Raw genomic sequence first — 23,870 nt, 5'->3', positions numbered from 1 at the left:
CTTCCATATGCTCCCTTGACATGGCGTATGGTGACCCAACGCCTGATGCACTACACAAGGACCTTTGGCCCGCTGTGCGGCCTTAGGTCACTTTTATGTGCGGGCCGGCTTCTGCCGGCCTCGAAAGGAATGACCTGTGGTCGGGCCCTGCGCGTGAGGTTGCGCCAGGGCGTGGATCTCGGAGTCGCCGTCCAGCGCTTTCCCCGAAACGGAGCGCGAACTCCCCCCGGGCGTGGGGGTGTGGGCGGTACGACCCCGGTGCCGACCGCCCCCCACACGGGCGCGCACACGCTCTTGCCGCGCGTCCCGAACCCACGAGGATCGACCCATGGCGTCCAGCCTGACGAAGGACTCCGCCGGTACCCCTGGCTCTGAGAAGACCTTCTTCGGCCACCCCCGCGGTTTGGCCACACTCTTCATGACCGAAATGTGGGAGCGCTACAGCTTCTACGGCATGAAGGCACTGCTCCCGCTGTACTTGATCGCCCCCGGCGGCATGGGCATGAGCGCCACGACGGCGACGGCGATCTACTCCGTCTACATGTCGATGGTCTACCTGCTCGCCATGCCCGGCGGCTGGGTCGCCGACCGCTTCTGGGGACCGCGCAAGACGGTCGCCATCGGCGCCGGCGTGGTCATCCTCGGCCACATCACGCTCGCGCTGCCGAGCTCGGGCTCCTTCTTCGCCGGTCTCGCGCTCGTCGCGCTCGGCTCGGGCCTGTTGAAGGCGAACATCTCCACGATGGTCGGCCACCTCTACGACGGCCCGGAGGACCCGCGCCGTGACGGTGGCTTCACGCTGTTCTACATCGGCATCAACATGGGTGCCTTCCTCGCCCCGCTGACGATCGGCACCGTGGGCGAGAACGTCAACTGGCACTTCGGCTTCGCGCTCGCCGCGGTCGGCATGGCGCTCGGCCTCGCCCAGTTCATGCTCGGCTCGCGCCACCTGAGCGGCGAGAGCAGCGTGGTCTCCAAGCCCGCGACGGTCGAGCAGCGCAAGTCCGCGCTGCGCACCGGCCTGATCTGGCTGATCGTGGCTGCCGCGCTCTACACGTTCCTCGCCGTGAGCGGCAACTTCGCCGACTGGGCGCTGATGCCGCTCACCATCGCCGGTCTGGTCATCCCGGTCACCGTCCTGGTCCGCATGAAGCGCGACAAGGAGCTGACGAACCTGGAGCAGTCCAAGCTCTCGGGCTACATCTGGTTCTTCGTCGTCGCCGCCGTCTTCTGGATGATCTACGACCAGAACGGCTCGACCCTGTCGATCTTCGGCGAGGGCTCGACGACGAACAACCTGCTCGGGTTCGACTTCCCGACCTCCTGGTACCAGTCGCTGAACCCGATCTTCATCATGGCGCTCGCCCCCGTGGTCGCCTCGGCGTGGCTGTGGCTGAACAAGCGGGGCAAGGAGCCGAGCACGGCGGTCAAGTTCGCCTCCAGCCTCACGCTGATCGGCATCTCCTTCCTCGTCTTCCTCATCCCGCTGATCGACACCGCCAACAACGGCGGCAAGGTCAGCCCGATGTGGCTGGTGGCGATCTACTTCATCCAGACCGTCGGCGAGCTCTGCCTCTCCCCGGTCGGCCTCTCGGTCACGACCAAGATGGCCCCGGCGAAGTACACCGCCCAGATGATGGGTGTCTGGTTCCTCGCGGTCACCGCGGGCGACTCCGTCACAGGGCTGCTGACGTCGCCGCAGCTCGGGGTCAACCTGAACACGTCGGGTGCGGTCGCCGTCGAGGCGGCCATCGCGGTCATCGCGGGCTTCGGCATCTATCTGAACCGCAAGAAGGTCAAGGAAATGATGGGTTCCGTCAACTGACGTCCCCCACGCCTCCAGAGGGCCGCCGCACCTGAGGGTGCGGCGGCCTTTTGCGTTCGTACCCTCGCGTTCGCCCACTCGCGCGAACAGAGGATCGTCCACTAACCCGTGGCGGTGACGGAGAACGTTTCTGCGCCGGTACCGGGCCCCGGCGGTGCAGCATCTGGCCATGCGCCGTACGTTGCCGGTCCTCGCCCTCTGTGTGGCGATGCTGTCGTCCAGTGCCGCCGCCGTAGAGGCCGCCCCCGACCCGTCCCGACTGTCACAGCAGCCGTCGCCGGGCCGGACCTTCTCGTACGGGAAGCATGCCCGCCAGAACATCACCGTGTACGGCACCAGGGCGGCCGGGCGCCCGTCCCTGGTGATCCTGCACGGCGGTTCCTGGGTGCGGGACACCGACTGGAGCGGGTGGGCGCGGTGGTTCGCGGCGCGCGGGTTCACCGTGTACGACACCGACTACCGGCTTGCGTCCGACGCCGTATGGCCCGCGCAGCGCGACGACGTGCTCGCGGCCCTGCGGTGGATCAAGCGGCGGGGCGGCGGTACGCCCCTGGTGCTCGGGTCGTCCGCGGGCGGGCATCTCGCCGTCAGCGCGGGGGCCTACGGCGCCGGACGCAAGCGGGTACGGGCCGTGGCGGCCCTCTCCCCCGTCGCCTCGCCCTTCCGTGCCTGGAAGGACGGCGGGACGCGCGCCGCGTCCTCGGCCCAGCGCAGGCTGCGGGGGTCGGCGCAGCGGCTCGCGGGGTGCGCGCCGGACCGGGACGGGCAGCGGTGCATGAGGCGGTGGGAGGACCTCTCCGCCAAGTCGCACGCCTCGGGAACGAACGACCCGCCGATGCTCCTGACGCACTCGGCGGCGGACTTCGTGCCCGTGGCGCACTCCACCGAACTCGCCCACGCGGAGACGGTGGCGGGCCTGCGCGATGTCACGGTGCGTCTCGAACCGGGCCACGCGCACGGAGGCGAACTCCTGAGGGACCCGGCTGTCGCTCAGGCGGTCCTGCGCTGGCTGCGCCGGCACACCTGAGGGCCCCGTAAGGGGCGCGGGGAACGGCGCGAGCAACCACAGCGCGCCCGCACCCGCCAAGTGGCCGCCGCAGGCAGACGCCTCTGCGGGCCGTCCACTGCTAAGCGCGCAGTTCCCCGCGCCCCTAAGGCGCGTCAGCGCAGGCCGCTCCTCCGTCGCGGGAGGAACGTAAAGACCGCGCCGCCAAGGAGGATCACCGTGCCCGCGACGAGACCGAGGGCCCGCAGCGTGCCGTTGTCGTCGGCGCCCGTCTCCGCGAGGCCGCCGCCGCCCGAGGCAGAGCCGCCCGCAGAACCCGAACCGCCCGCTGAGCCGGGGCCGCCCGCAGAGCCCGAACCGCCCGCCGCGCCACCCGGCTGCGCCGCCGTGTCGATCTCCAGGGACACCTCGGACTTGGACGGCGTGCAGGTCGTCGTCGTACCGAGGGCCTTGACCGTGAGGACACCCGGCGAGAGCGTCGACTTGCCGTCGGCGCCCGGCTTGTACGTGCCGGTCAGGTCAGGGATGGTCATCGGGTCGCCGGACTTGATGGGCTCCTTGTTCGTGGGCCCTTCCACCGCCACCGTGCCCTTGTCCGCGCCGCCCAGCTTGACCGCCATCGACGGCTTCACGGAGTCCGCGGGGATGTCGGCCGGGCTGTCCATGACCGACTTCTTGAACTTCACCGTGAGGGCGTAGTTCCCGCCGTCCTTCTTGGCGTTGATCTGGACGGGCGATGTGGCGTCCTTGTCGCCGATGGGCGTCTTGCACTTGTAGGGGGTCTGGACTTCCTTGCCGGGGAAGTCGGTCTTGCCTCCGTCGCCGCCACCGGTGGAGTCACCGCCGGTGGAACCGGCCGTCTTCCCGCCGGTGTTGCCGCCCGCCGTGCTGCCCGACGTACTGCCCGACGTATTGCCACCAGCCGCCGTACCGCCGCCGGAACCGCCCCCGCCGTCCGTCACCTTGATGGTCGCGCCCGCCTTCACCGGCTCCTTCGGCGTGCACTTGGTGTCGGTCGATATCGGCTTGCTGACATTGATGTTGTACGCGTCCGGCGTGAGCGTGATGTCGCCCGCCTTGGTCAGCTTCAGTTTGCCCTTCATGTCGGAAAGGATCATCGGGCTGTTCTTCTTGATCGGCGGATTGACCCGCTCGCCCGCCACCGCAAGGTCACCGCTCTGGCCGCCGCCCAGCTTGATGGTGCCGGTCGGCTTGACCGTGTCCTTGTCCAGGTCGAGGACGTCCGGGTTCTTGGACGCGGCCTCCGTGGTCTTCCATACGACATCGACCTCGTCGCCCACCTTCGCGGTGGCAGGCGCGCTGATCTCCACCTTCGTGGTGCCCTGCACCGGTGGAAGCCCCGAGATCGGCGGCGGAATGCACTCCGTCTTGTACGCGGTCTCGGCCGCCTGCGCGGATCCCGCGCCCAGCAGGATGCCCGCCCCGCCGAGCAGCAGCGAGACCGAGGCCGCGCCCGCTCTCCGTCGTGTGCTGATCACGTGTTTCCCTTCGTCGTCGGGCTGTTCTCTGACGGTGCGGAGAGCTGTCCGGCGGGATCGGTCCCGGCGCCGGGGTCTGTGTCAGGGGTGAACCACGGCAGTGTGGTCGTGTTGTTCGTGGCGGTGTCCTTGCCGGACTCGCGGGGCGGCTTCGTACGCGGCGTACGTGAGGTACGTGAGGTACCTGGCGTACGCGCCGCCTCGTCCGCCGCGACCGCCCCCTGGGGCAGCCGCAACTTCGGGATGCGTTCGGTGAGTTCCAAGAGCCTGCCGGTGCGGTGTCGGCCCGCAGGACGGCTGCGTCCGCCACGGCGACGGCCCGGACGGAGCTTGTCCACCACCGCCATGCCGATGCGGAAGACGGCGGCCGGTACGACGACGCAGAGCAGGATCCAGAAGACGGTGACACCCCAGGGGCGGCCGACGCCCCAGGGCTGCTCGGCGAGGACCTTGCCGCCGAACTTCAGGGAGACCAGGTAGTTGCCGTGCGCTCCGGCCGAGAGCTCGACCGGGAGTTTGATCTGGGCCTTCTTGCCCGGGGCGATGGTGCCGCGCCACTGCTGTTCCTCCCACTGCGGGGCGAACACGCCGTGGGATGTGCCCACTTGGAAGACGGGGTTCTTGACCGGGGCCGAGCCGACGTTGCCCACGGTGAAGGTGAACTTGCGGGACGGCGGAGCCCCGAACCAGGTCAGTACCCCGCTCGCCCCGTCCAGCTGGGTGTCGGTGAGCACGGAGAGTTTCCCGCCGCCCTGCTGCTTGGGCAGGGGTTCCACGGGGTGGCCCGCGACCTTGAAGGCCGCGTCCGCCTGGGCCTTCTCCCCCGTGACCGTGGCCACGTGCACCACGCAGGGGCAGGGCTTCGGGGGCTCGGCGACGGGGAGCTTCTTACTGAAGGCGCCTTTGCCGTCCGTCGTGACGGCGCGGCCGGTGTCGTTGGCGCAGGAGTTCGTGCCGCCGGGTACGCCCCTGGCCGGGGTGGACTGGCCGCAGACGAGCATCATCAGGAGGGCGTTCGGTCGCCATCCCTCGCCCTTGACGGTGATGTCGCCGCCTTTGCCCGCCTGGGCTTGGGAGAGGGTGACCTTTGGCTTGTCCGCTGCCGTGGCGTGGCCCGCCGGGAGCAGCAGAGCCGCGAAGAGCGCCGCGAGCGCGGCGGCTGCGGCTATGTACCTCTTGCTGTTTCGTTTGGCGGTGCTGGCCGGTGGGGCGTTGTGCCCACCCTTCCCCAAGCTCTCGGCTCCGCTCGAGCAGGGGAGGCCCCACTCGCCTTGCGGAACGCCTGCCCACAACAAGGTGTGGCCGTTCACAGTTACTCGCCCCTTCCCGTGCTCACTCCCGCCAACTCCAGCTCCGTAAACCCCTGTTCAGGTTCATCCGGTGGCAGACCCCCGGCCGTCCGTCCGCGTCTGCGCACGAACCAGACGCCCGCCGCCGCAAGGCCGAGCACCCCGGCCCCCACCCCCGCCACCGCTCCCCACGGCACGAAGCGCACCGATGCGGACGCCTTGCCGTGGGCTCCGCCCGCTGCCGTGACCGTGAGGGTGACCTCGGCGGAGTCGAGCGCGGGGGCGTCGGTCCACGGTTCCGTGAGGGTGACCCTGCGGCCGGGGAGGAGTTCCACGGGAAGCGTGCGGGGCTTCCGGTCGAGCAGCGGGCCGAAGACGCCCTGCGCGCGGACCTTGAGCTTGGGGGTCAGGACCGTGTTGCCGCGGTTGACGACGTCGTACGAGATGCGCCCGTCCTGGGGCTTCACGTGCTCGACCGTCAGCGCGGACAAGGTCGGTCCGCTCACCCGCAGGTGCACGCGCACCCCGGCGTCACGGCCGCCCTCCCGCGCGACGATCGCCCCGGGGTGGTCGCCCGGCACCGCGCTCTCGGGGACGCTCACGCTGAACGGCACCTCGGCGCGGGTGCGCGGCGGCACCTTCACCTCGCGTTCGGCGAAGGTGATCCAGGAGCCGGTGTCGGTCGGCTTGCCCCGCTCAAGGGAGAACGCGCCGCCCCGCGTGTTGTCCGCGTCCGCGCCGCTCAGCTCCACCGTGCGCGGCTTCGATCCCGGATTGGTGACCGTCACCGTGTCCTCAAGGACCGATCCGGGCGTGCCCTCCACGTAGAAGTAGGGCCGCCCGTCCTTCGCGGGCCGCGTCCCTCCTCCCGCGGAGGGCGCGACGGACCACGCTCCGGAGTCGTCGGCGAACACCGGAGTCGACTGCGCCGCGCCCGTCCCCAGTAAGACCACGGCCACGGTGAGAGCGCGGGCAACGGACAGCAGCGACGGCATCGGCGGCTCCTGGATCTTCGTACGCGCCGTACGCGTCCTGCGCGTCGTGCGTGATGTACGTACCTGGCGCGACATGTACGCGCCTAGCGCGAGCGGGCCGCCTGGTTCCTGCGGGTCAGCCAGAGCGCGCCTGCCGCGCCCGCGAGCAGCACCGTGCCGCCGAGGGTGCCGAGCGCGATCGCGGAGTCCGCGGGTCCGGTCTGCGGGAGCTCGTCGCCGCCGGAGGGAGTGCTGGCCGAACCGCCGGAACCGCCGGAGCCGCCGTCGTCACTCGATCCTCCGGAGCCGCCGCCACCCGTGGTGCCGCCGCCGCCCGATCCCTTCACGTCGAGCGAGAGCGAGGGCTTGGGGCTGTTGGACGGCGTGCACGTCGTCGTCGTGCCGAGCGCCTTGATGGTCAGGACACCCGCGGTGAAGGTGACCTTGCCGCTCTTCTTCGGTGTGTACGTCCCCGACAGGTCGCTGATCTTGATGGGGGTGTTGGCCGGGATCGCCTTGTCGTTGGGCGCTCCGGAGACCGGCACCGTGCCGCTCTCCGCGCCGCCCAGTTTGATGAGCGCGCTCGGCTTCATCGCGCCCTTGCCGAGTTCCACGGGGCTCGACGAGACGCCCTTCTGGAAGGACATGGTGAGTTTGTAGCCGCTGCCGCTCTTCACGCTCTTTATGTCGATCGGCGATACGGCGCCCTTGTTCCCGATGGGCGTCTTGCACTGGTAGTTGACGTCCTGGACGTCGGCCTGCGCGGCGGGGGCGGCCATCAGCACCGCCGAGCCGCCGGCCAATGCCGTGGCAAGCGCGAGCGCGGCCCTACGTTTTTTGTACGACACCTCGAGTTCCCCTCATGCCGGTCGTGGCGTGCCGCGGTGCGGATTTACTGACGGCACATCAGATTGGGCGCTCAAGGTACGCCCGGGGCCCTGTCGAGGGAAGACAAAGAACGCGCCGGATCTCAGTGATCCGGCGCGTGTGCGAACCGTGGGTAACCCAAGGGGGAACTGAGTGGGCTCGGAGGGGGGAACTACGCGGGAGCGCTCAGCTCCGCCCACACCGTCTTGCCCGTGACCCCCGGAGTGCGGACGACGCCCCAGTCCAGGCAGAGGCGCTGCACGATGAACATCCCGTGCCCGCCGGGCCGCCCGGCACGGTGCGGGGTACGGGGCGCGGGCTGCCCCGGGCCACGGTCGGACACCTCTATCCGCAGCACCTTGTTGTCGGAGGAGAGCCAGAGCTCGTCGGGCCCCTCGGCGTGCAGGCACGCGTTGGTCACCAGCTCGGACACGACGAGGAGGACGTCCTCGGCGGCAGCACGCTGGTCGGCGCCCGCCGCGGGCAGCCAGCCCCACGCCTGGAGCGCCTGGCGTGCGAAGTCCCGGGCGAGCGGAACGATCCCGCTCGCGCCGTTCAGGCTCAGCCTGCGGACCTGGCGCCCCTGACGGACCGTGGCCGCCGCAGCGACCTGGTCCGCGGGAGCGTCCGCGACAACGGTCTCGGACTCCGGACCGCGGTCGCCCGGCGAGCAAGGCCGGGTGGTGCTCATCAGCGCTTCACCTCACCGACAAGAGGACTCTGGACAAGGAACGGGACAAGTGGTGGCGATCCAAGAGAGATCATCGACTGCTCGACCGTTCCTGCTGTTGATTTGGCAACGATTTGTTTCCGGACCGCTGTCTACGCATCCAGGGTTTCTCCTGCCCGGCCGAACCGTGAGAACACCCACTTATTCGACGCGACCTGTGTGACGCTGGTAACGCGATGATCACATAGAGACAACTGGCGCGTAACTCTTGAGTACGCTCCGTCAGCGGGCCGTCCGGTCAGCCGGTCAACGCCGCTTCGAGCGTCTCGTGGACAGTGAAGACCGCATCGGCTCCGGTGATCTCGAAGACGCGTGCGACCACCGGCTGCATCGCGGCCAGATGCACTCCGCCCCCCGCGGCCTCGGCCTTGAGCCGGGCCCCCAGGAGGACGTTGAGTCCGGTGGAATCCATGAATTCCAGGCGCGAACAGTCGACGACGAGCCGCGAGAACCCGTCATTGAGGCAGGTCTCAAGTGGTTCACGCAACAAATCGGCGGTGTGGTGATCCAACTCACCTGCCGGAGTCACGACGACGCTCGGGCCCTCGGCCCGGACTTCGACCAGAAGCCGGCCACCCTGCGCGCTACCGACTGTCCCGCGGTCCATTCCGTCACTCACTTCCGACCGTCGTGGCTGTTGATGACGCCCCTGAACATTACGCCTTCCGTACGGTCTCGGGTACCCGAACAAGCCCCTGAATTCGGACATTTCACCGCACAACGCACTTGCAACTGCGTCGTGGAAACGGGTAGGGGTAGAAGAGACAGTAATCAACACGGACGGCTTTGGAGGCGCCGCACACCGCAGTGCACGTATTGGCATCGGCAGCCATATGCCGAGAACGATGGAGGACACCATGTCACCCCGGCTCGACGAATCGCGCACTGACCGAGCGACGTCGACACTCTCACCGAACCGTATAGAGACCGAGATCCCGGGTCCCCGCACGGAAGCCACGCCGGACGAGACCCCGGCCCTGACGTCCGCAGCGGAGACGGAAGCCCTTGTCGATGGGCTCGCCGACCTGCCCGAGATCCCGCCGTACGCAGAGGTGGGGCCGCTGGATGCGAGGGCGCTGTCCAAGACCCTCTTCGAACGCCTCGAGCACCTCGAAGAAGGCACTCACGAGTACGCGTACGTACGCAACACTCTCGTCGAACTGAATCTCGCCCTGGTCAAGTTCGCCGCTTCCCGGTTCCGCTCCCGCAGCGAGCCCATGGAAGACATCATCCAGGTCGGCACCATCGGCCTGATCAAGGCGATCGACCGCTTCGAGCTCAGCCGAGGCGTCGAGTTCCCCACCTTCGCGATGCCGACGATCGTCGGCGAGATCAAGCGCTTCTTCCGCGACACGAGCTGGTCCGTGCGCGTTCCGCGCCGCCTTCAGGAACTCCGTCTGGACCTCGCCAAGGCGGGCGACGAACTCGCCCAGCAATTCGATCGCGCCCCCACGGTGGGCGAGCTCGCCGAGCGCCTGGGCATCTCCAACGAAGAAGTCGTCGAAGGCATGGCGGCGTCCAACGCCTACACGGCGAGCTCCCTGGACGCCCAGCCCGAGGAGGACGACTCCGAAGGCGCGCTCGCGGACCGGATCGGCTACGAGGACCACGGGCTCGAAGGCATCGAGTACGTCGAGTCGTTGAAGCCGCTGATCGCCGAACTTCCCTCGCGTGACCGGAAGATCCTCTCGCTCCGTTTCGTCGCCAACATGACGCAGTCGGAGATAGGCGATGAGCTCGGCATCTCGCAGATGCATGTCTCGCGACTGCTGTCACGCACTCTCGTCAAGCTCCGCAAGGGACTGACTGTCGACGAGTGAGGGGTCTCGCCGCTCGGCGTTTTCGCGGGGCTTCTTTTAGTCGCCGCTTCGCGGCGGATGTCTCCCACCCACCCACCCGTTTGCCCCGCATGGATCGTGCGCCGGGCGGCGGGTGGGTTGTTTTGTGCCCCCGGACCGGCCGCGGTCCGGCTACTGGATCGCTGCCGCCACTGCCGCTTCCGCGTGCAGCCTGGTCGTCGGGAAGAGCGGCACCTGGCTGTGTTCCTGCCCGATGAGCAGCTCGATCTCGGTGCACCCCAGAATGACCCCCTCTGCTCCGTTCCGTACGAGATCTCCGATGACCTTCTGGTACCCCACTCGAGACTCCTCACGCACCACCCCGAGGCACAATTCCTCGTAGATCACCCGGTGCACGAGCGCACGCCCCTCGGCGTCCGGAACCAGCACGTCAAGGCCGTGCGCGGCAAGGCGGTCCCGGTAGAAGTCCTCCTCCATGGTGAAAGCGGTGCCGAGCAGCCCTACGCGCCGTAGACCGCCTCGCAGCACCGCGTCGGCGGTCGCGTCCGCCAAGTGCAGGAGAGGGACGGAGAGAGCGGCCTGGACCTGTTCAGCGACCTTGTGCATGGTGTTGGTGCAGATGAGCACGAGCTCGGCACCGGCCGCCTCGACCCCCTTGGCGGCCCTCGCGAGTACCTCGCCCGCCTGCTCCCACTCCCCCGCGACCTGTAGCTGCTCGATCTCGGCGAAGTCGACGGAGTACAGCACGCAGCGGGCCGAGTGCAGGCCGCCCAGGCGTTCGCGTACGAGTTCGTTGAGCAGCCGGTAGTACTCCGCGCTGGACTCCCAGCTCATGCCGCCGATGAGGCCGATGGTCTTCATGGGGCCAGCGTCGCACCCCCCTCTACCCTTCCCCCAGCTCGCACCAGACGGTCTTGCTGTCGGGCCCCTGCTCCACGCCCCAGCGCAGCGAGACCGCGTCCAGCAGCGCCAGGCCACGCCCCGTCTCGTCGTCGCCGCCCGCCCTTCGGAGCAGGGGCCAGGCGCGGGGGTCGGGGTCCGTGACGGCCACGCGGATCCGGCCCTGCGTGCCGGAGAGGCGGACGGTCACGGGGGTTCCCTCGCCGAGGTGCCGGATCACGTTGCTGAGCAGTTCGCTGACGCAGAGTTGCACGTCGGGGTGGGGGCTGCCGTGCGGGTGCCGACTCAGGGTGCGGCGGAGTTCGGGGACCGCCTTGGGTACTGCGAGCAGGGACAGTTCGAAGTCGGGCGTGGGGGCTGAGGTGGGGGTGGGGGTCGGGTCTTGCATGGGGGTACGCCCTTCCGTGCGCTCTGTGATGTTTCGGTTACACAGTGCTGTGGGCTGACGTAACGTGACAGAGGTTTGGGTTCCACAGTGCGAAGTGTGGAGGCGGTCAACTGTGGCGTCACGCAAGGACATCGACGGCTCGGCGAGCGTCCCCGCCTTCTACGGCAAGGAGCTGCGCTGGAAGCGGGAAGCGGCGGGCCGCACGCTTCAGGAGACCGTGGAGGGCAGCTACTTCGGGGCGTCGTACCTGAGCGAGATCGAGCGGGGTGAGCGGCGGATGCCGCTGGAACTGGCGTGCCACGTGGACCAATTCCTGGGGACCGACGGGTTCTTCGAGCGGCGCTGCGCGGACGTACGCAATGCCCGGAAGGGTGCGCACGCGGCCTACTTCGTGCAGGTCGCGGAGGTGGAGCAAAGGGCGCGGACCATCGAGCGGTGGAGCAACGCCCTCATCCCTGGGCTGTTGCAGACCCCGGCGTACGCACGCGCCATCATCCACTCCACTCATCCGCTTGACCTCCCGGAGGAGGTCGACGCGAAGATCAACGCGCGATTGCAGCGCGCCAAGTTGTTCGACAACCCGAAGAAGCCGGAGTACTGGACGATCCTGCATGAGTCTCTGCTGCGGGAGCCGATCCTCCCGCCGGATGAGATGGCCGAGCAGCTCGATCACATCGCGGCATTGGCGAAACGCCGCCGGATCGTTCCACAGATTCTCTTGTGGAACGCCCCGACCCGTCCCTTCATGGAACTGTCGCTCATGTTCATGGAGTTCGATGACGCACCTCCACTCATGTACACGGAGGGTCCGTATCACGGCCAGTGCGTCGACGATCCGGCCCTCGTGAAGCCGTACCGGAAGGCATACGATCGGCTCAGGGCCGCCGCGCTGCCGCCGGAGGCGTCCCTCGCCATGATCGAGGATGCGGCTGAGGTACATCGAAATGGCAAGCCACAAGATTGACTTGAGCGCCGCTGCGTGGCGAAAGAGCAGCCACAGCAACGGCGACGGCGGTGAGTGCGTGGAGGTAGCCGACGGCCTCCCCGGCGTCGTCCCCGTCCGGGACTCCAAGGCGCCGCACGGGCCCGCCCTCGTGATCCCCGCGTCAGCGTGGGCCCCCTTCGTCACCGCCGTCACGCAGGGCGAGCTCTGATCAGCTCCGCCGGTCGGGCACAAGGGCGGGCGGAGTCAGTTGCCGGTCCGGGTCCCCGTAGCTGTCGGCGGGGCGGTAAGCACGCTCCTGCGAACTGTCGGGGAAGCGGGCGCAGGGACTGCGGCCGAGGCCGCTGACCTCCTTGAAGTCCGCCTCCCAGCTGATCGTCAGGTGGTAGCCGTCCTTGTCGGCGAGCACGCTGAAGTTCTGCTTGTTGACGGATTCGCTCCAGTCGACGTCCCAGCCCTTTGCCGCGAGCTGGTCCTCCAGGCGGCCGAAGGCGGCCCGCACCCCGGAGTCGTCCTTCCTGACGGCGGTCCAGACGTGATGGATGTTGTAGACACCGTCAAGAGGCTCGTCCTTCATCGCTTCGAGCCCATCGGGGTAGCACTCGCCCGTCGAAGCGGAGTTGCTGGAGTGGTGATCAGCGGGGTCCTCCGGCCCGGACCGCGGCTTCAGCACGGGCCCGAGATCCAGTACGCGGTAGGCGTCCTGGCTGTCGGCCGCGATACGCCGCAACATTTCCGGCGGCGGCTCGCTGTCGTAGTGATCCGGCCAGCCGTACATCAGGAAGCAGGCGCCGCCGAACAGCAACACCAGCGGTGTGACCAGGAGGACGATGATCCCGCGCCGTCTGCGGCTGGGTGCGGAGGCGGGCTCGGGTGCTGTCATGAACGTCACCGTAGGCAGCCCTGCGCCGACACAGATCCGCGCGGATACTCATATCGGCCCTGCGTATCTGGGTAGGTAGGCTCGCTTCGCGTACCTGTTACGTCCGGTGATCCTGGAGGTGCCTCATGGCCGTTGAATGGGTTCGGCTCAAGCTCGATCTGGATGCGTTCGACGATGCACGGTTCGAGCCCCGCCTCCGGAGCTCTCGGCAGACCGGTATCGAGTTCACGACCATGGCGGCCGTCGGCGACACCGCCGAACACCGGCGTGCGCTGTACGACCCGCGGGGAGTTCTACACGTACGACGAGTACGTCGCCCAGCGCATCGAGGTACCCACCTTCGATCCCCACGGCGTCGTTCTCGCTCTGGACGGTGAGTCCTGGGTCGGCATGGCAACCACGTCCATCCAGCCCGAGGGGCACGCCTTCAGTGAGATGACCGCCCTGCCAACGCCTCGGCCATCGGCATGAACCGGCGGCTCGGCTTCGTCGATGACGAGCCACGGGTCGCTACCGCGTGACGGGTTCGCGGCGACGGGCTGAGCCTGTCGTGCGATCCGGTCAGGGCCGGTTTTCGGCGTCCGCCATGGCCGCGTCTATACAGGCGTGATGCGGCATCCCAAGCAGTATCGCCGCCGTGTGGGTCCGGCTTCCGGGGGCGATGACGAGATACGCCGTCCGCTCCGAGATGAGGCGGTCGAGGACGGCGAAGCCCGCGCTGTCGAGATAGAGCACGTTGCTCAGGTCCAGGACCAGAGGGCGCGGGCCGGGCAACGCGGCGACCTCCTTACCGAAGTCGGCCGCATTGGTGATGTCTATCTCGCCGGTGACCTTGACGACAGGGATGCTCTCGCCGCCCTCTTGCCCTACGTGGGCGGTGCGCAAGGCGTACGTGGACGCGGTCATGGGGTTGCTCCCCTGGATGTGGAATGCGCCCCCGGACCGGGACTTCGCCGGTGGTGCATGGTGACGCGTGTTCCTCTGCTCGAACGGACGGTCTGGACGTGTTCACTGAGGCCGTTGATCAAGGTCAGGCCGCGCCCGCGCGTGGCCTCTCGGCGGCTCGCAGATGAGTCACCGCTCCAGCTGCCGGGATCCGAGACGGTCGTCGAGACCATCTCCTCGTCGGCGAAGGCCTCTACGGAGATGATGTTCGCCGAGTTCGACGCGCTGCCGTGCTCGATGGCGTTGCCCACCGCCTCGCCGACCGCGAGCAGCACGTCGTGCTGGAGCGTCTCCGTCATGCCCAGACCGACGAGCCATGCGCGCAGGCGGTGGCGCAGGTCCGGCACGTGCGTGGTGGCCGCGGGGAACGCGGTCACGAAGCTGCTCGGGGTGATTCCCGACGGGCGCAGTGCGAGCACGGCGACATCATCGGTGTAACCGCCCTGCGGTGCCAGGGCCCTGAGCAATTCGGCGCAGATCGACCCGACGGGCAGGTCGCGGTAGAGGCCGGCCGCGGTGGCGAGCCGGGCGAACCCGTCGTCCAGCGGCTCTTCCCGCCGCTCGATGAGCCCGTCGGTGTACATGATCAACAGGGAGCCGGGTGGGAACTCGGCCAAGTCCACGGGACCCGGTTCATGGGGTGTGAGCGTCGCCAGGGGCGGGCACCGGCCCTGATCGAGGTAGCGGGGGGCGCCGGTGGGCGGGATCAGGAGTGGGTAGGGGTGACCGGCGCAGGCGTAACTGATGGTGTGCGCACGGGAGTCGACCACTGCATAGCCGACGGTGGAGCAGGCCGCGCCGGGCACGGCGGACGCGTACTTCTGGAGGAGTTCGAGCACGGAGTGGGGATCCGGCTCCGACAGGGCCGAAACGGTGGTCGCGCTGCGCAGCTTGCTCATCACGGTGGCGGCGGAGAGTCCGTGGCCGACGACGTCTCCCACGGACACCGCGACACGCGCCGGGTCGTCGAGGGGCGTGACGAGGTACCAGTCCCCGCCCACCCGCATGGCCTCGGCCGCGGGCTCGTACAGCGCCGACACCACGGCGGCGGGAGACCGTCGGTCCAGGTCGAGCAGCTGGTCCTGGAAGTCGGTGGCGATACGGCGCTCGCGCTCCGCGCTGCGCACGCGGTCCACCGCCGTCCAGGCCGTTGCCGCGAGCCCGGTGAACGTATCCACTTCGGAGGAGGCGAAGGAGCGCGGTTCGGGCCAGAGGAACGCCATCGCGCCCTGGACGGATCCGGCCGCGTCCTTCAACGGGTGGACGAGCGCGGCGCGGACACTGCCTTCCGTGTCGCGGGCCAGGACCCGGTAGCGCTCGGCGGACGTGGCGGTGTCGGTAATGATCATCGGCTCGCCCGAGCGGATCACGTCGGTGAGCGGGATCGGGGCATCGAGGGCCACCGTGTGGTACCGGTCGCGCAGTTCGGCGGGCACCGCGCCCGCGTAGTGGATGCGGATCTGGCCGAGCTCGTGGTCGGGCAGGGCGAGCGCGGCGGCGCCTGCCCGCAGTGAGCTGCCCGGGGCGGCGAGCAGCGCATGGAGGACGTCCTCGATCGAAGTGGCCTCGCTCAGCCGCCCGGAGGTCTCGGCCCGCGCCGTGGCCTGGCGCGTCTGGTCCTCGTTCCACTCCCGCTCGACGCGTTCGCGGTCGGCTGCGGCGATGCGTGCGGCGACCCGGTCGAGCAGGTCCGCCGAGCGGAACGGCTTGGGGAGGTAGTCGTCGGCGCCGCTGGCGAAGCCCTCGCCCGCCGCCTCCTCGCCCGCGCGGGCGGAGAGCATCAGGACCGGAATCGAAGCCAGTTGGGGATCGGCACGGATCGCGGTGACGAACGCGAAGCCGTCCAGGGCGGGCATCATCACGTCGGTCACGATGACGTCGGGACGGTGCAGGCGGACACCGCGCAGTGCGGCTGCCCCGTCGCCGAAAGCGACGGTGTCCCACCTGGCCGACAGGATGCGTTTGAGGTGGGCGCGCATGTCGGCGTTGTCGTCGGCGATGAGGATCAGGCCGCGCGGCGCCTCCATGGGGGAGACGGTGAGGTCGTCGAACCTGTCCGGTGTGTCCTCGTCGTGGCCGAGCCACTGCAACGCCTCCGCGACGAAGGGGTTGTCACTGCCGGATCGCGGTGCGGGCAGGGCGGTGACGCCGCGAACCGTGCGCTCGTCCTCCGTGACCGGCGGGAGCCTGACCGTCACGGTGGTGCCTTCGTCGAGCTCGCTGGTGAGCTCCACCGTTCCCTCGTGCAGCTCCACAAGGCCGCGTACGAGGGAAAGGCCGATCCCGCTGCCTTCGACGCTGCGGCCACGGTTGTTGCCCGCGCGGTAGAACCTGTCGAACAGTTTGCCGATGTCCGCTCCGGCGATTCCCGTACCGGTGTCGCTGACCCTGAGGCTGACGGCCTTGTCCTCGATCTCGGCGACCCGCACCGTGATGGTCCCCGCGAAGGTGAACTTGACGGCGTTGGAAAGCAGGTTGAGGACCACCGTCTCCCACATGCCGACATCGACGTCCGCGATCACGTGGTCGCACCTGATGACCAGTTCGACTCCGGCCTGATCGCACAGCTCGGTGAAGGACGAGGCGATCTGCGCGGTCAGCGCGCCGAGATCGAGCAGGGTGCGGACCGGAGCGGCCTTTCCGGCCTCGGCGCGCGAGAAGTCGAGGAGGGAGTTGACGAGGCGCAGGAGCCGTTGCGCGTTCCGGCGGGCGGTGCGCAGACGGTCCGCCTGTGCCGACTCACCGGGAATTTGTCGCATCTCTGCCAGGGCGTCGTCGAGCGGACCGAGGAGCAGCGTCAAGGGCGTTCGGAACTCGTGACTGACGTTGGTCAGGAACACCGTCTTCGCCCGGTCCAGCTCGGCAAGGAGGTCGGCGCGTTCCCGCTCGCGCTGGTACGAGGTCGCCGTGGCGAAAGCCGCCGACAGCTGATCCGCGAGCAACCGGCAGAACCCTCGGTACTGGTCGTCGAGGGGCTGGCGCGGATTGAGGCCGATCACCACGGCCCCCATCGGCACGCCCTCGCCGTGCGCCGAATCGGATACGGGGAGCACCAGGGCCTGCTCCGGGCACGCCCCGGCGTCGAATACCGACGCCAGTGGCGGCAGCGATGCTCCCAACCCCGTCACAAGGAGCATGCCCGAACAACTGGCCGCCTCTGCCGATGCGGGCGGCAGCAGCGCTTCCAGGGAGCGGGGCAGCAGTCCGGTCACCCGTGGCGTGCACCGGCTGAGGCTGCTCTCGCGCGCGTCGGGATCCTTCACGTACACGGCGAGGAACGGCAGGTCCCCGTCGTGGGCCGCGCAGGCCTCCACCACGGCACGGGCGGCGTCCTGTGCCGTGCGGGCCTCCATCAGTGCCGAACCCACGGTGTTCAGGATGCGCAGCCGCCGCTGGCCGAGCACCCGCTCCGTGGTCTCGGTGACCGCGCAGAACACGCCGTCCACATCACCCCCGGCGGTGATGATCGGGCCGTAGCTGAACGTGAAGTACCGCTCCTGCGGCTGCCCCGCGGTGACGATCGGCAGCATCAGGTCGCTGGACCAGGTCGCCTCTCCCGTCTCGGTGACCCCGGCGAGCATGGGTTCGATGCGGTCCCAGATGTCCCACCACACATCACGCCCCCGCATGCCCAACGCCGCAGGGTGCTTCTCCCCCAAGGGGCCGATCATGTAGGCGTCGTTGTAGACGAGGAACAGGTCATCGGCCCCCAGCCACAGCACGATCGGGAACCGTGACGTCAGCCCCACCGCGACCACGGCGCGCAGCTCATCGGACCACGTGGACGGCGGTCCGAGCGGATGGGAGCCCCAGTCGTAGGCGGCGAAGAGCCGTCCCATCACGCCGCCGAGCAGGGCGGCCGTGGCCAGATCCGGTGGAAGCTCAGGGAGCTCGGGGAGCTCAGGGTCCATCAGGCAGCACCTTCGAGCGGAGCACCTTCAACTCATCCGATTCTGCCCGGACATCGGCACCTCAGACAGGGGCGTCAGCGCACACGTTTCGGTGAAACGTGTGCCCCGCGCTGCCAGACCTCGCTGACCAGCGGCACTCCCGGGCGGTAGGCGAGGTGGACGTGGCTCGGGGCGTCAAGGAGTGCGAGGTCGGCGCGCGCCCCTTCGCGTACGACGCCGATGTCCGTGCGGCGCAGGGCCGCCGCGCCGCCCGCCGTGGCCGACCAGATCGCCTCGTCCGGGGTCATGCCCATGTCCCGTACGGCGAGGGCGATGCAGAAGGGTACGGAGGACGTGAACGAGGAGCCCGGGTTGCAGTCCGTGGAGAGGGCCACCGTCGCGCCCGCGTCCAGGATGCGGCGGGCGTCGGGCCACTCGGCGCGGGTGGAGAACTCGGCGCCGGGGAGGAGGGTGGCGACGGTCGCGCTGTTCGCCAGTGCGTCCACGTCCTCGTCCGTGAGGTGCGTGCAGTGGTCCGCCGACGCCGCGTCCAGCTCTACGGCGAGCTGGACGCCGGGGCCGTAGGAGAGCTGGTTGGCGTGGATGCGGGGGTGCAGGCCCTTCGCCCTGCCCGCCGTCAGGATCGCGCGGGCCTGGTCGCCGTCGAACGCGCCCTTCTCACAGAAGACGTCGATCCAGCGGGCGTGGGGCGCGCAGGCCTCCAGCATCTCGCCGGTGACGAGGTCTACGTACGCCGCCGGGTCCTCGGCGTAGTCGGGCGAGACGATGTGGGCGCCGAGGAACGTGACTTCTTCGGTGTGGCGGGCCGCGATGCGCAGGGCCCTTGCCTCGTCTTCGGTGTTGAGGCCGTAGCCCGACTTCGTCTCGAAGGTGGTCGTGCCCTGGCGGAGGGCCTCGTGGAGGTGGCGGGTGAGGTTCGCCTCCAGCTCGCTGTCGGTTGCGGCGCGGGTTGCTGCGACCGTCGTGCGGATGCCTCCTGCGGAGTAGGCGCGGCCCGACATGCGGGCGTTGAACTCCTGGGTGCGGTCGCCCGCGAAGACGAGGTGGGAGTGGGAGTCGACGAAGCCGGGGATGGCCGCCTGGCCCTTTGCGTCGTGGGTCGCGTCCGCTGCGGGGGCCTTGGCGGCGGGGCCCACCCAGGCGATCTTCTCGCCGTCCAGGACGACGGCGGCGTCCGTGAGCAGGCCCAGGGGGCTGCCGTCTCCCTGGGAGGGGTCGTTGGTCACGAGGCTGGCGATGTTGGTGATGAGGGTGGTGGGCATGCGTCATCTCCGTGGGGGCTGGGGGTTTGGACGGTTTTCTTTCCCCAACCCCGCCCCTTCCCGAAAACCCGCTCGGCGCGGGGGCCCAGCGCCTTGTGGTTGCCGTCGTCACCGGCTTCGCCGAGTTCGTCCTCAATCGCCGGACGGGCTGAAGATTTCAGCCCGTCCGGCGATTGAGGACATCTTGTCCGGGGTCTGGGGCGAGGCCCCAGGTAGGCCCGGGGCGCAGGCACGGTTTTCGGGAAGGGGCGGGGTTGGGGAATGAATCAATCTCTCAGCGCCGCCACCGCCTCAGCCAACGCCCCCGCCACATCCGGCACCAGCGAATGCTCCCCGCCCTGTACGACATGGCGGCCCCCCACCACCGTGTCCCGCACATCCGCCGACGTAGCCGCGAACACCGCCGCCTCAGCGGCGAGGCGCGGCACGGGGCCCGCCGTGCGGACCGAGTCCAGCGCGACCGTCGCGAAGTCGGCGAGGGCGCCCGTCTCGATGGCGCCCGCGTCCGCCCAGCCAAGGGCCGCGTGACCGTCGGCCGTGGCCGCCCGGAGCAGCGCCGCCGCCGTCCAGTGGCCCCGCGTGTGCGAGCGCAGACGCTCGTTCAGCTCCATCGCCCGCGCCTCTTCGAGGATGTCGATGACGGCGTGGCTGTCGCTGCCCAGGGAGAGGGGGCTGCCGGCGCGTTGGAGGCGGACCGCAGGGCCGATGCCGTCCGCCAGGTCGCGCTCCGTCGTCGGGCACATGCACGTGCCCGTCGTCGTACGGCCGAGGAGCGCGATGTCCTCGTCCGTGAGGTGCGTGTTGTGCACGCCCGTCGTACGGGGGCCCAGAACCCCGTGGTCCGCCAGGAGGCGGGTCGGGGTGCGGCCGTGGACCGCCAGGCACGCCTCGTTCTCCGCCGTCTGCTCGGAGAGGTGCACGTGGAGGGGGGCCTCGCGGGACGACGCCCACTCCGCCACCGCTCCCAACTGCCTTGCCGGTACCGCCCTTACGGAGTGGATCGCCGCGCCGATGCGGGCGTGGTCCCGGTCCTTGAGCGCCGATGCCCTCTCCGCCCACGCCTCCGTCGTTCCGTCGGAGAAGCGCAGCTGGTGGCGGTTCGGGGCCTTGCCCCGGGTCTCCGTCAGCAATCCCGACGCCACATATGCCGTGTCCAGGAGCGTGATGCGGATACCCGCGTCCGCCGCCGCCTCGATCAGCGCCTCGCCCATCGCGTTGGGGTCCGTGTACGCGGTGCCGCCCGGCGCGTGGTGCAAGTAGTGGAACTCGCCCACCGTCGTGATGCCCGCCAGGGCCATCTCCGCGTACACCGCGCGGGCAAGGGCGTAGTACGTCTCCGGTGTCAGGCGGTCCGCCACCGAGTACATGACCTCGCGCCACGTCCAGAACGTGCCCGAGCCCACCTGGACCGTGCCGCGCAGGGCCCGGTGGAAGGCGTGCGAGTGGGCGTTGGCGAGGCCCGGGAGCGTCAGGCCCCTCAGTACCGTCGCGCCTGGCGGGGGTGCCTCGACGCCCTTGCGGACTGCCGTGATGCGGTCGCCCGTCACCTCCACCGCCACGCCCGGCTCGACATTCGTGTCGAGCCAGGCATGCTCAAGCCAGTACGTGGTCGCCTTCGCCGTATCCGTTGTCACCTGCACGCCAGCCCTTCCAGTACGTCGGCCAGTGCGGTCACCCCTGCGATGCAGTCGTCCTCGGCGGCGAACTCCGCCGGGGAGTGCGAGACGCCCGTGGGGTTCCGTACGAACAGCATGGCGGTGGGGATCGATCCGGACAAAATACCCGCGTCGTGTCCTGCGCCCGTGCCGAGGACCGGCAGTCTCTTCTCCTTGCCGGAGCCGAGGATCGTGCCCAGCTCGTCCCGCAGCGCGTGCTCGAACTCGACCACAGGCGTGAACGACTCCCGTACGACATCCAGGTCGATGCCGTGCCGGTCGGCGTACTCGCGAGCCGCCTTCTCGATCCCCGTCACGACCGTGTCCAGCGTCGACTGGTCCGCAGCGCGCGAGTCCAGCCAGCCCCTGACCAGGGACGGGATCGCGTTGACGCCGTTCGGCTCGACCGAGATCTTGCCGAAGGTCGCCACCGCGCCCGCCAGTTCCGCCTCCCGCCGAGCCGCCAGGACCGTCTCCGCGTACGACAGCATCGGGTCGCGGCGGTCCACCAGACGGGTGGTGCCCGCGTGGTTGGCCTCGCCCTTGAAGTCGAAGCGCCAGCGGCCGTGCGGCCAGATGGCGGAGGCGATGCCGACCGGGTCGCCGGTGAGGTCCAGGGCGCGGCCCTGCTCGACGTGCAGCTCCACGAACGCGCCGATGCGGGCCAGGCGTTCGGGGTCGGGGCCGATCGTCGCCGGGTCGTATCCCGCCGTCTCCATCGCCTGCGGGAGCGTGATTCCGGCCGCGTCCGTCAACTCGTACGCCTTCTCGCGCGTGAGCTGTCCCGCCGTCAGGCGCGAGCCCACGCAGGCGAGGCCGAAGCGGGCGCCCTCCTCGTCGCCGAAGTTGGTGATGGCGAGGGGACGGCTGAACGACACCTTCCGTGCGCGGAGTTCGTCGAGCGCCGCGAAGGACGTGACGACCCCGAGCGGGCCGTCGAACGCGCCGCCATCCGGGACGGAGTCCAGGTGCGAGCCGGTGACCACCGCGTCGCCCCGGGAGGGGTCGCCGAGCCAGGCCCACTGGTTGCCGTTGCGGTCGACCTCGTAGTCGAGGCGGCGCGCCTCGGCCTGCGCCTGGAACCACAGGCGGCACTCGGCGTCGGCGCCGGTCCAGGCGTAGCGGCGGTAGCCGCCCGAGGCGTCGCTGCGGCCGATGGGCCGCAGCGAGCGCCACATGGCGTGGAAGGTGTCGCTCACGCGGTGCCGTCCCCCTCGCGCATCGGGATCCGTACGCCCTTCTCGTCCGCCACCGACTCCGCGATGTCGTAGCCCGCGTCCACGTGCCGGATGACGCCCATACCGGGGTCGTTGGTCAGGACGCGGCGGATCTTCTCGCCCGCCAGCTTCGTGCCGTCGGCCACCGAGACCTGGCCCGCGTGGATGGAGCGGCCCATGCCGACGCCGCCGCCGTGGTGGATGGAGACCCAGGAGGCGCCCGAGGCGACGTTCACCATGGCGTTCAGGAGCGGCCAGTCGGCGATCGCGTCGGAGCCGTCGAGCATGGCTTCGGTCTCGCGGTAGGGGGATGCGACGGAACCGCAGTCCAGGTGGTCGCGGCCGATGGCGAGGGGGGCGGCGAGGGTGCCGTTGCCGACCATGTCGTTGAACATGTCGCCGGCCTTGTCGCGCTCGCCCTGGCCGAGCCAGCAGATGCGCGCGGGCAGGCCCTGGAAGTGGACCCGCTCCCCCGCCATCTTGATCCAGCGGTGCAGGGACTCGTTCTCCGGGAAGAGGTCAAGGAGCGCCTTGTCCGTCTTGTGGATGTCCGATGCCTCGCCCGAGAGCGCCGCCCAGCGGAACGGGCCCTTGCCCTCGCAGAAGAGGGGGCGGATGTAGGCGGGGACGAAGCCGGGGAACGCGAACGCGCGCTCGTAACCTGCCAGTTGGGCCTCGCCACGGATCGAGTTGCCGTAGTCGAAGACCTCGGCGCCCGCGTCCATGAAGCCGACCATCGCCTCGACGTGCGTGGCCATCGACTCACGCGCGCGGGTGGTGAAGCCCGCCGGGTCCTTCTCCGCGAGCGTCTGCATGTCGTCGAAGTCGACGCCGACGGGGAGGTACGCGAGCGGGTCGTGGGCCGACGTCTGGTCCGTGACGATGTCGATGGGCGCGCTCTCGGCGAGCATGCGCGGGAGCAGCTCCGCCGCGTTGCCGAGCAGGCCGATGGAGAGGGGCTTTCGCTGGTCGCGGGCCTCCACCGCCAGCTGGAGCGCGTGCTCCAGGGAGTCGGCCTTCACGTCCAGGTACTTGTGCTCGATGCGGCGCTCGATCGCGCGCGGGTCGACGTCGATACAGATCGCGACGCCGTCGTTCATCGTCACGGCGAGGGGCTGGGCGCCGCCCATGCCGCCGAGTCCGGCGGTGAGGGTGATTGTGCCCGCCAGGGTCCCGTTGAACTTCTTCGCTGCGACCGCCGCGAACGTCTCGTACGTGCCCTGGAGGATGCCCTGCGTGCCGATGTAGATCCACGAACCGGCGGTCATCTGGCCGTACATCGTGAGGCCGAGGGCTTCGAGGCGCCGGAACTCCTCCCAGTTCGCCCAGTCGCCCACGAGGTTGGAGTTGGCGATCAGGACGCGCGGGGCCCACTCGTGGGTCTGCATGACGCCGACCGGGCGGCCCGACTGGACGAGCATCGTCTCGTCCTGCTTGAGGGTCTTGAGCGTGCGCACCATCGCGTCGAAGGAGCGCCAGTCGCGGGCGGCCTTGCCCGTGCCGCCGTAGACGACGAGCTTGTCGGGGTGCTCGGCGACCTCGGGGTCGAGGTTGTTCTGCAGCATGCGGAGGGCGGCTTCCTGCTGCCATCCCAGGGCGCTCAGTTCCGTACCGCGCGGTGCCCGTACGGGGCGGGGTCCTGACATGGCGATGCCTCCTCGCGTGAAGCTCTGCTCGTGAGCTCGGTGGTGCTCTGCTGTGACCTTGTTATTCACATCCTGCGATGTTGAATAGAACTAGTCAATACGTTGACGGTGCAGCGGAACCGCGCCACGGA

The 23,870-nt window shown here is 69.5% G+C and carries 21 protein-coding genes; 6 read left to right on the top strand and 15 right to left on the bottom strand.

The window, feature by feature from the left end:
* The first annotated feature begins 328 nt into the window (after window positions 1-328).
* The gene (locus tag ACWFRJ_RS22160) at window positions 329-1,825 is read left to right on the top strand and encodes a peptide MFS transporter (RefSeq protein ID WP_453533350.1); all 1,497 of its coding nucleotides are present in this window, start codon (window positions 329-331) and stop codon (window positions 1,823-1,825) included.
* 169 nt (window positions 1,826-1,994) lie between these two features.
* Complete coding sequence (locus tag ACWFRJ_RS22155; protein WP_453533347.1) at window positions 1,995-2,852, top strand: alpha/beta hydrolase; 858 nt, start codon at window positions 1,995-1,997, stop codon at window positions 2,850-2,852.
* Window positions 2,853-2,986: 134 nt separating this feature from the next.
* On the opposite strand, the gene ACWFRJ_RS22150 is transcribed toward ACWFRJ_RS22155, so the two are convergent.
* The 6 genes from ACWFRJ_RS22150 to ACWFRJ_RS22125 all read right to left on the bottom strand — a co-directional run bounded on the left by ACWFRJ_RS22150 (window position 2,987) and on the right by ACWFRJ_RS22125 (window position 8,797).
* Entirely contained in the window at window positions 2,987-4,327 is a 1,341-nt protein-coding gene (locus ACWFRJ_RS22150; protein ID WP_453533556.1) for a hypothetical protein, read from the bottom strand.
* Complete coding sequence (locus tag ACWFRJ_RS22145) at window positions 4,327-5,499, bottom strand: hypothetical protein (protein ID WP_453533553.1); 1,173 nt, start codon at window positions 5,497-5,499, stop codon at window positions 4,327-4,329. The genes ACWFRJ_RS22150 and ACWFRJ_RS22145 overlap by 1 nt, the downstream gene beginning before the upstream one ends.
* Before the next feature lie 143 nt (window positions 5,500-5,642).
* On the bottom strand, window positions 5,643-6,689 hold the full coding sequence (locus ACWFRJ_RS22140) for a WxL protein peptidoglycan domain-containing protein (protein WP_453533344.1): 1,047 nt from the start codon (window positions 6,687-6,689) through the stop codon (window positions 5,643-5,645).
* Between the two features lie 8 nt (window positions 6,690-6,697).
* A complete protein-coding gene (locus ACWFRJ_RS22135) occupies window positions 6,698-7,441 on the bottom strand; it encodes an LPXTG cell wall anchor domain-containing protein (protein ID WP_453533341.1) in 744 nt (247 codons plus the stop codon).
* 191 nt (window positions 7,442-7,632) lie between these two features.
* Window positions 7,633-8,151 (bottom strand): ATP-binding protein, encoded by a 519-nt coding sequence (locus ACWFRJ_RS22130; RefSeq protein ID WP_453533338.1) that lies wholly within the window; start codon window positions 8,149-8,151, stop codon window positions 7,633-7,635.
* Window positions 8,152-8,428: 277 nt separating this feature from the next.
* Entirely contained in the window at window positions 8,429-8,797 is a 369-nt protein-coding gene (locus tag ACWFRJ_RS22125; RefSeq protein ID WP_453533335.1) for an STAS domain-containing protein, read from the bottom strand.
* A gap of 238 nt (window positions 8,798-9,035) precedes the next feature.
* Between ACWFRJ_RS22125 and ACWFRJ_RS22120 the strand changes: the two genes are divergently transcribed.
* Window positions 9,036-10,010 carry an RNA polymerase sigma factor SigF gene (locus ACWFRJ_RS22120; RefSeq protein WP_453533332.1) on the top strand — a complete coding sequence of 325 codons (975 nt, stop codon included), beginning with the start codon at window positions 9,036-9,038 and terminating at the stop codon, window positions 10,008-10,010.
* A 150-nt stretch (window positions 10,011-10,160) separates the two neighbouring features.
* Here ACWFRJ_RS22120 and ACWFRJ_RS22115 read toward each other — a convergent pair whose 3' ends face one another.
* The gene (locus ACWFRJ_RS22115) at window positions 10,161-10,850 is read right to left on the bottom strand and encodes an aspartate/glutamate racemase family protein (RefSeq protein WP_453533329.1); all 690 of its coding nucleotides are present in this window, start codon (window positions 10,848-10,850) and stop codon (window positions 10,161-10,163) included.
* Window positions 10,851-10,872: 22 nt separating this feature from the next.
* Complete coding sequence (locus ACWFRJ_RS22110) at window positions 10,873-11,277, bottom strand: ATP-binding protein (RefSeq protein ID WP_453533326.1); 405 nt, start codon at window positions 11,275-11,277, stop codon at window positions 10,873-10,875.
* A 112-nt stretch (window positions 11,278-11,389) separates the two neighbouring features.
* On the opposite strand from ACWFRJ_RS22110, the gene ACWFRJ_RS22105 reads away from it, so the two are divergent.
* Entirely contained in the window at window positions 11,390-12,241 is an 852-nt protein-coding gene (locus ACWFRJ_RS22105; protein ID WP_453533323.1) for a helix-turn-helix domain-containing protein, read from the top strand.
* A complete protein-coding gene (locus tag ACWFRJ_RS22100; RefSeq protein ID WP_453533320.1) occupies window positions 12,222-12,431 on the top strand; it encodes a DUF397 domain-containing protein in 210 nt (69 codons plus the stop codon). Before ACWFRJ_RS22105 ends, ACWFRJ_RS22100 begins: the two co-directional genes overlap by 20 nt.
* On the opposite strand, the gene ACWFRJ_RS22095 is transcribed toward ACWFRJ_RS22100, so the two are convergent.
* Entirely contained in the window at window positions 12,432-13,103 is a 672-nt protein-coding gene (locus ACWFRJ_RS22095) for a hypothetical protein (protein ID WP_453533317.1), read from the bottom strand.
* A 267-nt stretch (window positions 13,104-13,370) separates the two neighbouring features.
* On the opposite strand from ACWFRJ_RS22095, the gene ACWFRJ_RS22090 reads away from it, so the two are divergent.
* A complete protein-coding gene (locus ACWFRJ_RS22090; RefSeq protein WP_453533314.1) occupies window positions 13,371-13,574 on the top strand; it encodes a hypothetical protein in 204 nt (67 codons plus the stop codon).
* Between the two features lie 90 nt (window positions 13,575-13,664).
* On the opposite strand, the gene ACWFRJ_RS22085 is transcribed toward ACWFRJ_RS22090, so the two are convergent.
* The 6 genes from ACWFRJ_RS22085 to hutU form a co-directional block, all read right to left on the bottom strand.
* Window positions 13,665-14,009: an STAS domain-containing protein gene (locus ACWFRJ_RS22085; protein WP_453533311.1), complete on the bottom strand. Its 345-nt coding sequence runs from the start codon at window positions 14,007-14,009 to the stop codon at window positions 13,665-13,667.
* Window positions 14,006-17,959 (bottom strand): SpoIIE family protein phosphatase, encoded by a 3,954-nt coding sequence (locus ACWFRJ_RS22080; RefSeq protein WP_453533308.1) that lies wholly within the window; start codon window positions 17,957-17,959, stop codon window positions 14,006-14,008. Before ACWFRJ_RS22080 ends, ACWFRJ_RS22085 begins: the two co-directional genes overlap by 4 nt.
* 74 nt (window positions 17,960-18,033) lie before the next feature.
* On the bottom strand, window positions 18,034-19,221 hold the full coding sequence (gene hutI / locus ACWFRJ_RS22075) for an imidazolonepropionase (protein WP_453533305.1): 1,188 nt from the start codon (window positions 19,219-19,221) through the stop codon (window positions 18,034-18,036).
* A 266-nt stretch (window positions 19,222-19,487) separates the two neighbouring features.
* On the bottom strand, window positions 19,488-20,855 hold the full coding sequence (locus ACWFRJ_RS22070) for a formimidoylglutamate deiminase (protein ID WP_453533302.1): 1,368 nt from the start codon (window positions 20,853-20,855) through the stop codon (window positions 19,488-19,490).
* Window positions 20,852-22,054, bottom strand: coding sequence for an allantoate amidohydrolase (locus ACWFRJ_RS22065; protein WP_453533550.1), 1,203 nt, complete (start codon window positions 22,052-22,054; stop codon window positions 20,852-20,854). Before ACWFRJ_RS22065 ends, ACWFRJ_RS22070 begins: the two co-directional genes overlap by 4 nt.
* A 17-nt stretch (window positions 22,055-22,071) precedes the next feature.
* Window positions 22,072-23,739 (bottom strand): urocanate hydratase, encoded by a 1,668-nt coding sequence (gene hutU, locus ACWFRJ_RS22060; protein ID WP_453533299.1) that lies wholly within the window; start codon window positions 23,737-23,739, stop codon window positions 22,072-22,074.
* Window positions 23,740-23,870 lie beyond the last annotated feature (131 nt).

The sequence above is a fragment of the Streptomyces sp. NPDC055239 genome (assembly GCF_053606205.1).
This window is presented reverse-complemented; position numbering and strand designations above follow the sequence as displayed.

What these genes read in the sequence shown, in the direction of transcription:
- ACWFRJ_RS22140 (WP_453533344.1), bottom strand. Translation starts at nt 6,689, where the DNA reads ATGTCGCGCCAGGTACGTACATCACGCACGACGCGCAGGACGCGTACG.
- ACWFRJ_RS22160 (WP_453533350.1), top strand. Translation starts at nt 329, where the DNA reads ATGGCGTCCAGCCTGACGAAGGACTCCGCCGGTACCCCTGGCTCTGAG.
- ACWFRJ_RS22095 (WP_453533317.1), bottom strand. Translation starts at nt 13,103, where the DNA reads ATGACAGCACCCGAGCCCGCCTCCGCACCCAGCCGCAGACGGCGCGGG.
- ACWFRJ_RS22115 (WP_453533329.1), bottom strand. Translation starts at nt 10,850, where the DNA reads ATGAAGACCATCGGCCTCATCGGCGGCATGAGCTGGGAGTCCAGCGCG.
- ACWFRJ_RS22120 (WP_453533332.1), top strand. Translation starts at nt 9,036, where the DNA reads ATGGAGGACACCATGTCACCCCGGCTCGACGAATCGCGCACTGACCGA.
- ACWFRJ_RS22110 (WP_453533326.1), bottom strand. Translation starts at nt 11,277, where the DNA reads ATGCAAGACCCGACCCCCACCCCCACCTCAGCCCCCACGCCCGACTTC.
- ACWFRJ_RS22085 (WP_453533311.1), bottom strand. Translation starts at nt 14,009, where the DNA reads ATGACCGCGTCCACGTACGCCTTGCGCACCGCCCACGTAGGGCAAGAG.
- hutI (WP_453533305.1), bottom strand. Translation starts at nt 19,221, where the DNA reads ATGCCCACCACCCTCATCACCAACATCGCCAGCCTCGTGACCAACGAC.
- ACWFRJ_RS22125 (WP_453533335.1), bottom strand. Translation starts at nt 8,797, where the DNA reads ATGGACCGCGGGACAGTCGGTAGCGCGCAGGGTGGCCGGCTTCTGGTC.
- ACWFRJ_RS22100 (WP_453533320.1), top strand. Translation starts at nt 12,222, where the DNA reads ATGGCAAGCCACAAGATTGACTTGAGCGCCGCTGCGTGGCGAAAGAGC.
- ACWFRJ_RS22130 (WP_453533338.1), bottom strand. Translation starts at nt 8,151, where the DNA reads ATGAGCACCACCCGGCCTTGCTCGCCGGGCGACCGCGGTCCGGAGTCC.
- hutU (WP_453533299.1), bottom strand. Translation starts at nt 23,739, where the DNA reads ATGTCAGGACCCCGCCCCGTACGGGCACCGCGCGGTACGGAACTGAGC.
- ACWFRJ_RS22065 (WP_453533550.1), bottom strand. Translation starts at nt 22,054, where the DNA reads ATGTGGCGCTCGCTGCGGCCCATCGGCCGCAGCGACGCCTCGGGCGGC.
- ACWFRJ_RS22080 (WP_453533308.1), bottom strand. Translation starts at nt 17,959, where the DNA reads ATGGACCCTGAGCTCCCCGAGCTCCCTGAGCTTCCACCGGATCTGGCC.
- ACWFRJ_RS22155 (WP_453533347.1), top strand. Translation starts at nt 1,995, where the DNA reads ATGCGCCGTACGTTGCCGGTCCTCGCCCTCTGTGTGGCGATGCTGTCG.